This is a genomic window from Kribbella yunnanensis, assembly GCF_039529655.1.
Lineage (GTDB): Bacteria > Actinomycetota > Actinomycetes > Propionibacteriales > Kribbellaceae > Kribbella > Kribbella yunnanensis.
This window is the reverse complement of sequence record NZ_BAAANF010000004.1, coordinates 281808-294873: the sequence shown is the minus strand read 5'-3', so window position 1 is coordinate 294873 and position 13066 is coordinate 281808. Positions and strand designations below refer to the sequence as shown.

Annotated in this window: 20 protein-coding genes; 12 read left to right on the top strand and 8 right to left on the bottom strand. The window is 65.7% G+C overall.

The window, feature by feature from the left end; genetic code table 11:
• Positions 1 to 19 precede the first annotated feature (19 nt).
• Positions 20 to 814 carry a phosphotransferase gene (locus tag ABD231_RS08345; RefSeq protein ID WP_344147579.1) on the bottom strand — a complete coding sequence of 265 codons (795 nt, stop codon included), beginning with the start codon at positions 812 to 814 and terminating at the stop codon, positions 20 to 22.
• 25 nt (positions 815 to 839) lie between these two features.
• On the opposite strand from ABD231_RS08345, the gene ABD231_RS08340 reads away from it, so the two are divergent.
• The 5 genes from ABD231_RS08340 (at position 840) to ABD231_RS08320 (ending at position 4691) form a co-directional block, all read left to right on the top strand.
• Positions 840 to 1475: an HAD family hydrolase gene (locus ABD231_RS08340; protein ID WP_344147576.1), complete on the top strand. Its 636-nt coding sequence runs from the start codon at positions 840 to 842 to the stop codon at positions 1473 to 1475.
• Between the two features lie 34 nt (positions 1476 to 1509).
• Entirely contained in the window at positions 1510 to 2100 is a 591-nt protein-coding gene (locus ABD231_RS08335; RefSeq protein ID WP_344147573.1) for an N-acetyltransferase, read from the top strand.
• On the top strand, positions 2097 to 3020 hold the full coding sequence (locus ABD231_RS08330; RefSeq protein ID WP_344147570.1) for a phosphotransferase family protein: 924 nt from the start codon (positions 2097 to 2099) through the stop codon (positions 3018 to 3020). Before ABD231_RS08335 ends, ABD231_RS08330 begins: the two co-directional genes overlap by 4 nt.
• 88 nt (positions 3021 to 3108) lie before the next feature.
• Positions 3109 to 3879: a class I SAM-dependent methyltransferase gene (locus tag ABD231_RS08325; protein WP_344147567.1), complete on the top strand. Its 771-nt coding sequence runs from the start codon at positions 3109 to 3111 to the stop codon at positions 3877 to 3879.
• A gap of 59 nt (positions 3880 to 3938) precedes the next feature.
• Complete coding sequence (locus ABD231_RS08320) at positions 3939 to 4691, top strand: class I SAM-dependent methyltransferase (RefSeq protein WP_344147565.1); 753 nt, start codon at positions 3939 to 3941, stop codon at positions 4689 to 4691.
• 12 nt (positions 4692 to 4703) lie between these two features.
• Here ABD231_RS08320 and ABD231_RS08315 read toward each other — a convergent pair whose 3' ends face one another.
• Positions 4704 to 5174, bottom strand: a complete 471-nt coding sequence (locus ABD231_RS08315; RefSeq protein ID WP_344147563.1) for a cupin domain-containing protein — start codon at positions 5172 to 5174, stop codon at positions 4704 to 4706.
• Positions 5175 to 5237: 63 nt separating this feature from the next.
• On the opposite strand from ABD231_RS08315, the gene ABD231_RS08310 reads away from it, so the two are divergent.
• The gene (locus tag ABD231_RS08310) at positions 5238 to 5834 is read left to right on the top strand and encodes a TetR/AcrR family transcriptional regulator (protein WP_344147560.1); all 597 of its coding nucleotides are present in this window, start codon (positions 5238 to 5240) and stop codon (positions 5832 to 5834) included.
• A 68-nt stretch (positions 5835 to 5902) separates the two neighbouring features.
• On the top strand, positions 5903 to 6628 hold the full coding sequence (locus tag ABD231_RS08305) for a VOC family protein (protein ID WP_344147557.1): 726 nt from the start codon (positions 5903 to 5905) through the stop codon (positions 6626 to 6628).
• On the opposite strand, the gene ABD231_RS08300 is transcribed toward ABD231_RS08305, so the two are convergent.
• Positions 6629 to 7138: a GNAT family N-acetyltransferase gene (locus tag ABD231_RS08300; protein WP_344147554.1), complete on the bottom strand. Its 510-nt coding sequence runs from the start codon at positions 7136 to 7138 to the stop codon at positions 6629 to 6631.
• Here ABD231_RS08300 and ABD231_RS08295 point away from each other — a divergent pair.
• Complete coding sequence (locus ABD231_RS08295) at positions 7091 to 7324, top strand: NUDIX domain-containing protein (RefSeq protein ID WP_344147551.1); 234 nt, start codon at positions 7091 to 7093, stop codon at positions 7322 to 7324. The genes ABD231_RS08300 and ABD231_RS08295 overlap by 48 nt on opposite strands.
• A 142-nt stretch (positions 7325 to 7466) precedes the next feature.
• On the opposite strand, the gene ABD231_RS08290 is transcribed toward ABD231_RS08295, so the two are convergent.
• Positions 7467 to 8135 (bottom strand): molybdopterin-dependent oxidoreductase, encoded by a 669-nt coding sequence (locus tag ABD231_RS08290; RefSeq protein WP_344147854.1) that lies wholly within the window; start codon positions 8133 to 8135, stop codon positions 7467 to 7469.
• Between the two features lie 175 nt (positions 8136 to 8310).
• Between ABD231_RS08290 and ABD231_RS08285 the strand changes: the two genes are divergently transcribed.
• Positions 8311 to 9114, top strand: a complete 804-nt coding sequence (locus ABD231_RS08285) for an LLM class flavin-dependent oxidoreductase (protein WP_344147548.1) — start codon at positions 8311 to 8313, stop codon at positions 9112 to 9114.
• 3 nt (positions 9115 to 9117) lie between these two features.
• Here ABD231_RS08285 and ABD231_RS08280 read toward each other — a convergent pair whose 3' ends face one another.
• A complete protein-coding gene (locus ABD231_RS08280) occupies positions 9118 to 9429 on the bottom strand; it encodes an EthD family reductase (RefSeq protein ID WP_344147545.1) in 312 nt (103 codons plus the stop codon).
• A gap of 90 nt (positions 9430 to 9519) precedes the next feature.
• Between ABD231_RS08280 and ABD231_RS08275 the strand changes: the two genes are divergently transcribed.
• Genes ABD231_RS08275 through ABD231_RS42135 form a run of 3 tightly spaced genes read left to right on the top strand, consistent with a single transcriptional unit; the run spans position 9520 to position 11556 of the window.
• Positions 9520 to 10416: a LysR family transcriptional regulator gene (locus tag ABD231_RS08275; protein ID WP_344147542.1), complete on the top strand. Its 897-nt coding sequence runs from the start codon at positions 9520 to 9522 to the stop codon at positions 10414 to 10416.
• Between the two features lie 48 nt (positions 10417 to 10464).
• On the top strand, positions 10465 to 11007 hold the full coding sequence (locus ABD231_RS08270; RefSeq protein ID WP_344147539.1) for a GNAT family N-acetyltransferase: 543 nt from the start codon (positions 10465 to 10467) through the stop codon (positions 11005 to 11007).
• A gap of 30 nt (positions 11008 to 11037) precedes the next feature.
• Positions 11038 to 11556: a GNAT family N-acetyltransferase gene (locus tag ABD231_RS42135; RefSeq protein WP_425554158.1), complete on the top strand. Its 519-nt coding sequence runs from the start codon at positions 11038 to 11040 to the stop codon at positions 11554 to 11556.
• On the opposite strand, the gene ABD231_RS08260 is transcribed toward ABD231_RS42135, so the two are convergent.
• The 3 genes from ABD231_RS08260 to ABD231_RS08250 are packed head-to-tail and all read right to left on the bottom strand — an operon-like array spanning position 11485 to position 13054.
• The gene (locus ABD231_RS08260) at positions 11485 to 11847 is read right to left on the bottom strand and encodes a DUF4345 family protein (protein ID WP_344147533.1); all 363 of its coding nucleotides are present in this window, start codon (positions 11845 to 11847) and stop codon (positions 11485 to 11487) included. The genes ABD231_RS42135 and ABD231_RS08260 overlap by 72 nt on opposite strands.
• Positions 11844 to 12305: a nuclear transport factor 2 family protein gene (locus tag ABD231_RS08255; protein WP_344147530.1), complete on the bottom strand. Its 462-nt coding sequence runs from the start codon at positions 12303 to 12305 to the stop codon at positions 11844 to 11846. Before ABD231_RS08255 ends, ABD231_RS08260 begins: the two co-directional genes overlap by 4 nt.
• On the bottom strand, positions 12302 to 13054 hold the full coding sequence (locus ABD231_RS08250) for an HD domain-containing protein (RefSeq protein WP_344147527.1): 753 nt from the start codon (positions 13052 to 13054) through the stop codon (positions 12302 to 12304). The genes ABD231_RS08255 and ABD231_RS08250 overlap by 4 nt, the downstream gene beginning before the upstream one ends.
• Between the last annotated feature and the right edge of the window lie 12 nt (positions 13055 to 13066).

Sequence of the window (13066 nt, the reverse complement as noted above, 5' to 3'; positions counted from 1 at the left end):
GCCCGCCATCCTCGCAGCCTCACCTCGGGGACAGCAGATCGCGGTGCTCGCGGACCCACTCGATCTCCTCCCGCTCCCGGTCAAGGGCTCCATCGAGAACCCACGTCCGCTGCGGCTCCTGCCCGCTCTCCGCAAGCTCGTTCACAAGGTCACACACTGCCTCCAACCGCGCGATCACTGCGTCGACCACATCGAACGCCGGCAGATCGCCGTACGCCTCGAGGAAGACCGCGACGCGATGCCGGCGATCGGGCACCTCGGGGAAGTGGTGCCACTGCAGCGCGAACTCGTCACAGCGCAGCGGCACAAACCAGTGCAACGCGTACGCGATGTCGTCGATGCGCGGACCGGGATGGAGGTAGTCCCAGTCGATGAGGCCGATCGCGGTGCTGTCGTCCCAGACGAAGTTCCACGGGCCGGGATCGCCGTGGCAGTAGACAAGGTCGTCGGCCGCGATCGGACGAGCCGTCCAGACAGCGTCGTACGGCGGGATCCAGGCCTGACTGGCGTCATGGATCTTGCGCAGCAGGCGCGCGGCCGACGCCAACCCTTCGTCGGTGTGCTGGTGGTACCACGCCTCGCCGCCACTGGCTCCCGGGATGTACCGCAGAGTCTCGACCTCGCCGTCCAGGGAGACCGGCTCAGCGACGCAATCGAGGCCCTGCGAACGCAGGAAGCGCAGAAAATGCTGGACCGTCGCGGCCGCCGTACCGGCTGGACGCGTCACTAGACCATCTGCAATGACAACCGGTCTCGCTTCGGTGTTGGCTGCCTCGGCCCGCGCCGCCGCCTCGAATGCATCTGCGTTGCTCACGGCCGGACCTTATAGGATCGAGAGCGTGAAGAAGTACATACTTTTCGACCATGACGGTGTTCTGGTGGATACCGAATTCTGGTATTTCAAAGCTGGCGAACGCGCGCTGGCGGAGATCGGTGTGACGCTGGATCTGGATCAATATCTTCGGGACATGAGCCAGGCAGTAGGCACCTGGGCACAGGCCAGGGTCGCTGGGGTCGACGAACCAACCATCGACAGGCAACGCAAAGTCCGTGACGCCTACTACCAGGAGTATCTGCGAACCGAGGCCATCGAGATCGACGGTGTCGTCGACACGCTGGCCGAGTTGTCACAACACGTCCGGATGGCGATCGTGACGACTGCGAAGCGGACTGATTTCGAGCTGATTCATGAAAAGCGCAACATCACGAAATTCATGGAATTCGTACTGGTTCGCGACGATTACACATTGTCCAAGCCGCATCCCGAGCCTTATCTGACCGGATTGGAGCGCTTCGGAGCCGGCAAGGCAGAAACTCTCGTTGTCGAGGACTCGGCCAGGGGCTTGAAGTCAGTGGTGGCAGCCGGCATCGACTGCGCAGTGGTCCACAACGCCTTCACCCAAACCCAGGACTTCAGCCAGGCCACCTACCGAATCAAGACCTTGGCAGAACTGAAGAACCTCATCCTCAACTGAAGCGCTCGATGGGCTCCGCGGGATACCGTGCGATATGGCTAACGAGTCGTCGTACACGGTCGAGCCGCTCAGCCCTGAGACTTGGCCGGCTTTCGATGCAATGGTGCAGCGGCACAACGGCATCTTCGGGGGTTGCTGGTGCATTTGGTTTCACCCGGACGGGCCTGAGCGTGGTCAGGGCGCGGAGGCCAATCGCGCGCTGAAGAAGGCTTATGTCGAGCAGGGTAAGGCGCACGCCGCGCTGGTGATGGACGGCGACGAGGCCATTGCGTGGGCTGAATACGGGACTCCGGTTGAGTTGCCGACGCTGCAGCACCTCAAGCAATACAACGCCACGAAGACTGCGGATCCTGATTATCGAATCACCTGCGTCTTCGTCGACAAGCGCCATCGGCGCCAAGGCGTGACGGAACTGGCGATCACCGGTGCACTCGATCAGATTGCGAAGGCCGGCGGCGGGGTGGTCGAGAGCTATCCGCACGACCTGACCAACGAGACCAAGAAGATGTCGTCGTCGTTCCTCTACAACGGCACCCGTCGACTCTACGAGCGACTCGGCTTCACGTACGACCGACCCAAAGGCCTCAAGAACTGCGTCATGGTGAAGACAGTGGATCCGGCTTGAACCTTTCACATCTTGGTACGCCGGTCGGGCCGATCACCCGCGTTCATGGCGGGTACGCCAACAGGATGTATCGGCTCGACACAGACCAGGGGTCGTTCGCGGTGAAGGAATTGAACCTCGCCGACCGGCGGTCGCCGTACCACGTCGAGGACGTGTTCCGGTTCGAGCGCGCGGCCTTCGCGGCCGGCATCCCGATGGCCGAGCCGATCTCGGCCGACCGGAACACACTCGTCCACCGGTGGGTCGAGGGGGAGAAGGTGCCTGAGGCACCGGTGTCGGCGGCGTACGCGTTCGAGATCGGCGAGATCCTCGCGCGGCTGCACGCGCTAAACGTCGAGTGGCCGCACGGGCCGGTTGAGGAGCCGACGCCGGGGGACTGGCGCGAGCTCGCGGAGCGGGCGGTGACGAGCGGACAGCCGTGGGCCGACGAGCTCGCGTGCCGTGTCGAGACGTTCCTCGCGATTGCCCAGTTCGTCGACACCTGCCCGCGCCCGGGCCCCGTCGTACTGACGCACAAGGACATCCAGCCGTGGAACCTGCTCGCTCAAGACGGCCGCCCGGTCGTGCTCGACTGGGAGCTCTCGGGGATGCTCGACCTGTCCGGCGAACTCGGCTCGACCGCGCTGAGTATCGCGAAGGGACCTGGTCTCGACACCATCGAGCCCGCGATCTTTCGGGCGGTGCTCGACGGGTACGTCGCAGCTGGGGGAGTGCTGCCATCGTCGGGCCCGAGCTGGTTCGCGTTCATGATCGGCGGCTGGCTGGGCCACACGAGATGGAACATCCTCCGCTGCCTCGCCGGCGTCGAGGCGAACACCGGCCCAGATCTCGCACTGTCGCACGAGTCCGCACGCGACGGCATCCACGGCCTGCCCGACCTGTTCGCCCGACTTCCAGACCTCCAGCTGCTTCTTCCTTGATGCCGCTCCGGGTTGTCGTTGCGAAAACCATTGGTGCCCGGCTTGCTCCGCTGATGGACTGACGTCCCACCGGATGGAGGTAGTGGTTGTGACGGAGTATGACGTGCTTGCCGAGGTGTACGAATGGCTCATCTCGGATGCAAAGTTGCCGCCGGCCGAGTTCGCTGCGTCGTTCGATGACGTCCTCGGTAGCCTGCCGTCGAACGCTCACGTCCTCGACTGTTCGTGTGGAACCGGACAGTTGGCGGTTGGCCTCGCCGGTCGTGGCATGCGGGTTGTCGCAACTGACGCCAGCGAAGCGATGGTTCGTCGTACTGCAGAGTTGGCTGCGGAGTTCGGGGCGTCCGTCCAGACCATGCGGGCGAACTGGGAAGAGTTACCCGAGCATTTCGAGGACGGCACGTTCGACCTGGTGTTCTGCGTCGGAAACTCGCTTCACCACGCCCGGGGCGCAACAGGCAGGGGAGCTGCCCTGGAGTCGATGTCACGGCTTCTGCGGCCTGGCGGGCGCCTGGTACTCACATCCCGCACCTGGGAACTCGTGCGGGCCAGAGGTTCCAGGCTCGACATCAGGGACCGACTCGTCCGCCGGAACGGTCGCGATGCCGTCGTGGTCTACCGCTGGGACATTGCGCCGCAGTGGGACGACGAGCACCACATCGAGATTGCGATCGCGCAAGTTGATGCGACCGGGTCGGTTCGTGTCCGCTCGGAACTGCTGTCCTGCTGGCCCTACCGATACGAGGAACTCGAAGTCGGCCTACAGCGAGTCGGACTCCGGACGGAAACAAGCACGTTCGATCGTGTGTCCGAGAACTACACGGTGGTCGCGAGCAAGGAGCAAGCAGCCACTAGTTGACATAATGTCGCTTATCGGCGCTTGAATCACGAAGGTAGAAGTAGAGGAGTGTGCGTCTCATGAGCGACCAGTTCTACTCCGACGCGAGGTTGTACGACCGGTTGTTCCCCGGAGGCGAACAGGCCGTCGACTTCTACAGGACCGAGACCGATCGGCAAGGCGGGTCCGTCTTGGAACTCGGCAGCGGCACCGGACAGAAGCTGATCCCGATCGCATCCGACGGGCATCCGTGCATCGGCCTGGAGCTCTCGCCGGACATGCTTGCCGAGGCACAGCGCAAGGCAGACGAGCGCGGCGTCGAGGTCCAGTGGGTGCAGGGCGACATGCGCGAGTTCGACCTGGGAAGAACATTCGATCTCGTGTTCATCACTGCGAATTCACTGCTCCATCTGCATAACGCCGAGGACTTGGTGGACTGCTTCCGGTCGGTGCGAAAGCACCTGGCGCCCGGGGCGCGGCTCATCTTCGACGTGTTCAACCCGAGCGTGCGCATGCTTGCCCAGGCTGACGGCGTTCGACGCAGGCGCGATGCCTTGTCGTTCGTGGATCCCGATCGTGGCGTAGTCCAGGTCGATGTCGCGGAGACCTACGACGCGGCCGCGCAGGTGACTCGTGGCAGGTGGTACTTCTCGACCGATTCCGAGGCCGACTTCAGTGTCGCGCCGCTCGAGATCAGGAACATCTTCCCCCAGGAGTTGCCGCTGCTGCTTTCGCTCGGCGGTCTTCGGGTCGTTGAACGCTTCGGCGACTGGTCCCGTGCGCCGCTCACCGCAGATGCGACGCTCCAACTCTACGTCTGCGCACCGGACTGAACCGCGACATACTTAGAAGGGTGGCGGTCCGACAATGGTGATGCCCCCGTTTTGCTCAGCGCTCAGCGCGATCCTGGCGAAGTCCACGACGCACGCCGATCCTTCGAATGGCTCGCTGGCGCCGCGGTAGAAGGGCTCGCACTCGCAGGTTGGCTGGATGCCGAGCACCTTGGCCGTTGCACTCTTGACGATGAAGGCGTGCGGCACGCCTGCGGGCACCATGACGAAGTCGCCGGCGCCGAGCTCGTGTTCATCGTCGTTGATGCGGTACAGGATGTGGCCGTCGAGAACCCACAGCGACTCCGAGACCGGGTGGGTGTGGATCGGGGTCCACTTGCCTTCCACCATGTCGACCTCCCACAGGCCGATGTCCTCGTTAACGCTGCTGAGCTTCCAGGTGAAGACGCCACCGCCGAAGAACCATCGCTTCTCCCCCTCGCCTGCCCGTCGGATCACCGGCGCGAGCGTCGTCCTTTCAGTCATCTGACACTCCGATCAGTTTATGAGACTTGAGTCTCTTCATGAGATTTGCATATCATGAAGGACATGTCAACGGACTACCTCGAGTCGGGTCGCAGGCGGCAGAAGCAACGCACCCGCGACCAACTGATCGCAGCGGCGCGCGACCTGATCACCTCGGGCGACACGCCCAGCGTCGAGGAGGTCGCCGCGGCCGCCGGGATCTCTCGCCCCACCGCCTACCGCTACTTCGCGTCACAGGCCGAACTTCTCGCCGCGGCATACCCGGAGACAGGAGCCGCGTCGGTCCTTCCCGACCCGCCTCCGACAGCCCTGGACGAACGCGTGGCCGCCGTCGCCGGTTTCGTCATCGACCATGTGCAGGAGAATGAGCCGCAGCAGCGTGCGATGCTGCGCCTCTCGCTGGGCGAGGTGCCGCACGAACTGCCGCTGCGCCAGGGCCGTGCCATCCCGTGGTTCCTCGAGGCGCTCGCGCCCATCGCGGAGTCGATCGGCGAAGAAGGCGTCCACCGGCTCGCGCTGGCACTGCGCGCCGCTTGTGGCATCGAGACCCGCGTCTGGCTGAGCGATGTCGCCGGACTACCACCTGCAGAAGTCAGCGCCCTCCAGCAATGGATGGTCGACGCCCTGGTCAAGCAGGCCCTCGAAACACCGCCGACGTGACATCCGTCGCTTCGCCAGCTGCGGTAAGGCTGATTTGAGGGGTCATGACTGCGGTTAGCATCGTCGGCATGGCGACGCGGCTGGTGCAGATCAACATGAAAGCTCGGGACGATTCCGCGCTGGGACGTTTCTGGGCGGAGGCGCTCGGCTGGAACATCTCGAGCGAAGGACCCGGCGTGACGAACCTCGAACCTGAGGGTTTCGTCTATCCCGATCCTGTCGCTGTCGTCGTCGACCTGGTCGCCTCCGAAGAACCCAAGACGGTGAAGAACCGGGTGCACCTCGACCTCGCCACCAAGTCGGCGGCTCATCAGGCCGAGCTGGTCACGCGCCTCGAAGGTCTCGGCGCAACGCTCGCCGATGTCGGCCAGGGCGATGACGTGTCGTGGACGGTCATGGCCGATCCCGAAGGCAACGAGTTCTGTGTGCTGGATTCACTCTATGAAGTCACCGGACCGATCGCGACGGTGGTCGTCGACTGTGCGGATCCGCGAGTGCTGGCCGACTTCTGGGGTGCGGCCATGGACTGGACACTGCTCAAGGTGACCGACCAGAACGCCGTACTGCGTTCTGCCAAGGACGTCGGTCCTTATCTGCAGTTCCTGCGCACGCCTGACGTGAAGACCGTGTGGAACCGAGTCCATCTCGACGTCCGCCCGTACCCAGGCGACGACCTGGAGGCAGAGGCCGCCAGACTGCAAACCCTCGGTGCCTCCCCCATCGATGTCGATGTTCCTTGGAAGGTTCTCGCCGACCCCGAAGGCAACGAGTTCTGCCTCCTCGCTCCAGGCTGACTACAGATCCAGCAAGTAGAGGCTGAAGGTCGTCGGCGTCCCGTCCGGCTGGGTGTCTCGATTGGACGGGAAGTCCCGGACGTATCTGAACCCGGCCTTCTGAGCTACGCGGACCGACGCCACGTTGTCCGGTTCGACACGGATGGCCGCGCGCGTTCCGATGTTGTCGGTTCGAAGGATGTCGCAGAGGAGCCCGAGAGCCTCAACTGCAACGCCTTGGCCGCGAGCCCACGGGTGCACCGCGTAAGCCAGTGCCACGTCATCGGGCTCGAGGCCGTCGTCGAGATCCGGGGTGTAGTCGATGTATCCGGCAAGTCGCCCGGACTTCCAGATGCCGAACCCGCGCTTGCCGACTCCCCTGTCGGCGTTCCCCGCGAGCAACTCGAAGTACCCGATGGTCCCGTCGACGTCGCCGTATCCCCCGGTCAGCCACCGAACGGTGAGCTCGTCCTCCCCCGCACAGTGGGCTTCCGCGTCCGCCCCCGTCAGCGGCCTGAGTTCGATCGTCACGTACCGACCGTAGCCCGCCGGCATGTCGAGGCGGGCGAGTTACCCCAGGATGCGGTACGGCGGGAGTGCCTCGAGGAACTCGGGATTCGCGTCCACGACGCCACGCCCTTCCCGATGACGGTCGCCGACCCGACCCTCGACGTCCGAGAAGCCCTCCACCAACAAACATCACCCGGATTCAGCTAAACCCCCACCGCCGCAGCCAGCTGATGTGGGAAGCGGACCTGAGCCACTCACCAACCCCCAAATCACCCCTACCAACACCCCCCGCTGAGCGTGAACCGTCCGCCCACCGCGAGGTTGGTGAGTGGGGGCGGTCCGCCTACAACTAGCTCCGGGAGCCGCGGGAGCTCAGGAATCTGATGGGGCGAATCAAGCTGCGGTAGATCGGGCGGACCACTCGGCCGGGGAGGAAACCGTGGCGTTCCTCTTCCCAGACCCGACCTCTGGGATGGCTCCGGATCAGTGGGCCTTCGGTGGTGGCCGGTGCGGCCGTCAGGACGTCGATGCGGCAGAGGTGTTTGATGTTGATGTAGCCGTACTGGCTCGGACTGACCAAGCGCACCGGTGCCCCGTGATCGCTGTCGAGTGGTCGGTCGTTGAGATTTTGAGCGAGGAGTACGTCGGCAGCCAGAACGTCCTCGATGGTCACGGCTGCCTTCCATCCGTCGAGGCCGCGACAGAGCAGATGCGTGATCGTTGCTCCCGGCAACAGTGCCGGTTCGATGAGCGCGCGGTAGAACGTCTCGAACGAGACACCCTCCCAGCGAAGCCCGGTCGCTGACCAGCCGGCCACGCAGTGGAAGTCGGCCGTGATCTCGGTTCGCGGCAGGTCGGAGAGTACGGCGAGAGGAAGGTCGACGTGGGCGGTCACAGCTCCGCGGACCTCGATCACCGGAGCGAGCGGAACCGCCGGCGCGGGCCGGGAGAGGTGCGTACCGAACCGGGGGAACCCCTCGACCCGGCGCTGTCCTGGTGGAAGACCGTTGCCTGTCATCACCTGATCAGTTTCTCGCCCTCCGCCCACCACCAGCTCACCCGTGAGAGTGAGATCCCTGGAGGGCTGTGTCACACGTGCCAACCTTCTTGTACGGCGTTGTCGAATTCTGCGTGGCGAGTTCGTAGACAGGGCAACGGGACCGAAGTGGGCCCCAGACTCGAGGAGAACCACAATGAACGACCGGACCAGGCCATTCCGCTTCGGAGTCGTTGCGCCGATCCGTTCTGATCTGCCGACGTGGCGCGATCGCGTACGCCGTATTGCCGACAGCGGATATTCGACATTACTGATGCCCGATGTACCTACGTGGCAGCCGACACTCGGCCCGACGCTGGCGACCGCGGCGGCGCTCACTGACCTGCGGATCGGCTCGTGGGTCTATGCCGCCGCGCTGCGCGACCCGTTGAGCACCGCCTGGGAGGCTCACTCACTCTCAGTACTCTCGGAAGGCCGCTTCGAAATGGGCATCGGCGCCGGCCGGCCCGGGATCGAGGTCGAGCTGGGACTACCCGCGGTCTCCCCCGCTGAGCGTCGTACCAGAATGCGCGACACCGTGGCCAACCTGCGGAAGTTCGACGGTCCTGAGCTGCACACGCCGGTGGTGATGGCAGTGAGCGGACCGAAGTCGCAGGCACTGGCGCTCGAGGTCGCTGACGCGGCCACGTTCGTACTCCCACCCGACGACGATCGGGTCGAGACCACGCAACGGGTACGCGACTTCGCGGCCGGACGGGATCTCGAACTCGCCCAGCACATCGCCGTCATCGGTGACAGTGTCGCTCCGTTCATGGCACCGCCCGACCTCGACACCGCGGCGCTCCACGCAGCCGACTCGCTCGTCGTCCTGCCGAGTGACCCAGCAGCAGCCGCCGAAGAGATCCAGCGCCGGCGCGAGGAGATCGGCTTCTCCTACTTCGTCATCGGCGCCGACTTCGCCGACACCTTCGCACCCGTCGTGGCGCAGCTGGCCGGGTGAGGCTCAACGAGTGCCGTCTTGTACCGGGTAGTTGAGGATGACTACGCCGCCGGTGGCGTAGTTGGGGACATCGGCGCCGGCTCGCTGGCCTTCTGGTGACTCTCGGCCGGCGGTCATAGCGGCGGCGTCGGCGAAGTCGGCTTCGAAGACTGCGAAGTACGGCGCTTCGTCGCCGGTCGCCGCAATATCGAAGCTGTAGCGCCACGCGAGCAGGCCGGGCATCTGGATGGCCAGGGGAAGGTGCTTGGTCACGTAGTAGTCGCGGAAGTGGTCAGGGTCGGCGGGCTGGGGATAGAGGACCAACAACTTGTGCATAGGTGGAGGCTATGGCTCGACGTGCGGCCGGGGGAAAGACCGGTTCGGGCTAGACTCAGAACGGATGGTTATCAATCGGCAGGAGGGAACGTGGCACCGGATACGGTCAGCCTGCGGTACTTCCTGGTGCTCGCGCAGGAGTTGAACTTCACCCGGGCGGCCGCCCGCATCGGCATCGCGCAGCCTGCGCTCAGCGCCCGGATGCGCCGATTGGAAAGACAACTCGGTACGGCGCTGCTCGTACGAGACACGCGGAACGTCGTACTGACTCCGGCCGGTACGGCGTTAACGGAGTCCGCGCCGCCGGCGTTGGCGGCGCTGGATCGGGCTTGGGACACCGCTCGGCGGGCGGGAGCGGGTGAGTTGGGCACGCTGAGCATCGGGTACAGCCTCAGTGCCGGGGCCGAGACGGCTCCGGCGCTGGTGGACGAGCTGGTTCGTAGCAGTCCTGGACTCGAGGTGAGCGCGGTTCCGATGGCGACTCCGGAGATCTCGCCGGCGGTCGCGGACGGCCGCATCGATGCCGGGATCACCCGCGGTGAACAGCCGGGTCGTGGCGTGCGCCGGTACCTGCTGCGGCGTGCACGCATCGGGGTCCAGTTGGCTGAGAACCATCCGCTGGCCGAACACGCGGAGATCGAGATCGCCGCCGCGGCCGCCTATCCGTTGCGACTCCCGGATCGTGCGGCCAACCCGGTGATCCACGACCAGCTGGCTGCGTTGTTCCGCGACACACATCCGCGATTTCTCACGCCCACAGTCTCTTTCGACATGGCACAGCGCGACCTGCGCGACGGGCTCACTCTCGCCCCGGTCGGCGAGGCCGCCGTCGCGACAGCACCACCCGGCATCACCTGGCGACCACTGCAGGGCGCACCCAGCCTGACGCTCCACCTGGTCCTTCCGCGCGAACAGTCGCCACTACATCGACGCGTCCGTGCCATCGCCAAAACCCTGGCGCATGAGCTGCAGTGGCTGTCGGACTGACGAATACCCCGTTGCGAGCAACAGAGAACACGCGGTTGGATGACCGGCATGTCGCTGCCGACTCCAACGCTGCACACCGACCGCCTTCGACTGCGTCCTTTCGACGACTCGGATGCGAAGGATCTGTTCGCGCTGCACAGCAATGCCGACGTACTGCGTTATTGGGATTCGCCGCCGTGGACCGAGCCGGCGAGGGCCGACCGTTTCATCGCGGCATGCCGGCAGATGGCCGACGAAGGTACCGGCGCGCGGCTGGCTGTGGAGCGCGACGGAGTGTTCCTCGGCTGGTGCGGCCTGACCCAGTGGAATCCGGAGTTCCGGAGCGCGTCACTCGGCTACTGCTACAACGAGTCGGCCTGGGGTCACGGCTACGGGACCGAGGCCGCGCGTGCTGCGCTGGGATGGGCGTTCGACACGCTGGACCTGAACCGCGTCCAGGCCGAGGCCGACACCCGCAACGCGGCGTCTGCACGCATCCTCGAGAAGCTCGGGTTCGTTCACGAGGGCACATTGCGCGAAGACTGCATCGTCAACGGCGACGTCTCCGACTCGTGGGTCTACGGCCTGCTCAGGCGGGAATGGAAACCCTGAAGTGGACATCGAGGTCGTCCGCACGGATCGCTGGACTCGCTCGAATGCTGCAAGGCCGGGCCTAAGGCTGCGGTTGACGGTGACCACTCCCCTGGGCTGATCGCGCACGTCGACGGTCGGCCCGCCGGCTGGGTTGCCGCGGCGCCGCGGGAGGATCACGTCCGGCTTGAGCAGTCGCGGAAGTATGGACCTCAACCTGAGGACGAGGGTGTCTTCGCCGTCACGTGCTTCTACGTCGACCGCGACTTCCGCGGAACCGGCGTGGCCAGCGCTCTGCTGGACGCGGCGATCGAGCACGCACGAGCATCCGGCGCCAAAGCACTCGACGCGTTCCCGAAGACGAACCTCGCCCCACACACTCTGAGCAACCCGCGAGCCGAGGAGAACGACAGCTGGATGGGGCGGCGCGCGTCGTACGAGGCTCGCGGCTTTGTCAGCATCCGCTCCCCCGGTGCCAGAGCGGTCATGCGACTGCATCTAGCGGGCGATGAGCAGCAGTACGGCGAGGGCGGTTTCGATCAGGAAGAAGATGCCGGGCCAGCCGAGTAGCGGCCGTGGTTCGACGAGTGCGCCGAGCAGTCGGCCGACGGCCATCCCGGCTAGCGCGACCGCCACCGCGACCAGTACGCCGTCGCGGAAGCCGGCGGATTGTGAGTCGGCCACGAAGAGCAGTGCGGCGAGCGCGAGTCCGAACCCGCCGTACACGGCACGAACCTCATTGCGCGCCGCTGGTGTCGTCGGTGCCACGCCGAAAGGTGCCCAGATGAACGCGGGCTTCACCAGCGCCGCGATACCCATGCCGGCGAAGAAGACCGCGACGACAATGACAGCGAGGTTCATCCGCGGCCTCGTACGCGGGCGAACGCGATCGCGGAGAGTGGGTGCGCCAGCAGCATCCGCAGGTTCTGCACCGGGCTGGTCTCGGGGCGCGCGTCCAGGAAGCCGTAGAGGTGCTGGTCGACGACCAGCCCTGCGTCATCGAGCTTCCAGACCTCGATACCGCGGGCGGACTGCTTGCCGGCGACGGTACCGATCCACTCGTTGACGATCGTGGTCTCGTCGGCGGTCGCGAGCGTCTTGGTCACGAACATCTGCCGCTTCGCCATGAACGCGCACATCGTCCGCCAGGCTCGGTGGATCTCGTCGATGCCGTTCGCCTCGATGATCAGGCCGTCGAGGGTTGCCGTCTGGTGGCCGTTGGCGGCGAAGACGGTGCGGATGCCGTCGACATCGCGTTCGTTGGTCATCCGCTCGGCTTCGGCCACGAAGGCGGTCGCGCGGGTAACAAGCTGGGTCACTGGATTCCTTCCGAGAGCGTTGACGGGAACCCGGCCCGGCGGATCGAGCGCTCCATCCCGAGCCGGTGCAGCAGCGCCGCACGAGAGCGCGGATGCAGTCGCCGCTCCTCCCGCATCGCGCCGACGATGCAGTCGTCGAACCCGGTTCGAGGCGCGCGACGCAGTACGTCGGCCACCGTCGCCGGAGCGATCTCGCCGAGGCGTCGGCCGACCACGTCGAGGTATGCGCCGCCGTTCAGCAGGTGCGCTTCCGCGCCCCACGACAACGGCACCGACGTGTTGAAGTGTGCCGCGATCGCCTCGAAGACCTTGCGGGCGAACGCGTCGTCCGCACCGGCCTCGAGGACCGCCGTGCGCGCTTGGCCAGCTCCGTGTACGGCGAAACAGACGCCGCTGCGATGAGCCTCGCCGAGACCGAGGTCGTGTAAAAGCGCCGCCACGTAAAGCAGTTCGTCGTCGTACTGGATGCCGTCGAGCTCGGCGAGCATCGACCCCCATAGCCAGGTGCGGATGCTGTGCTGCAGCAGCGGTCCCGGGAGCTCGGCGGCGAGTGAGGTCATGCGGGTGGCCAGCAGGGTGTCCGGCGGGGTGCGACCAGCGTCCAGCGAGCGGGCCGAAGGAGCACGCAGGCGTGCGACCAGTACGGCGATCTCCCGCGCGGCCGCGGTCACGGCGAACCGCACGGAGTCGACCGCGCTCAGGGCTCCGTCGGTCCGGGCGACCCAGGCGGGCGATCCGACCGCATCCATGCGGTGTCCTCT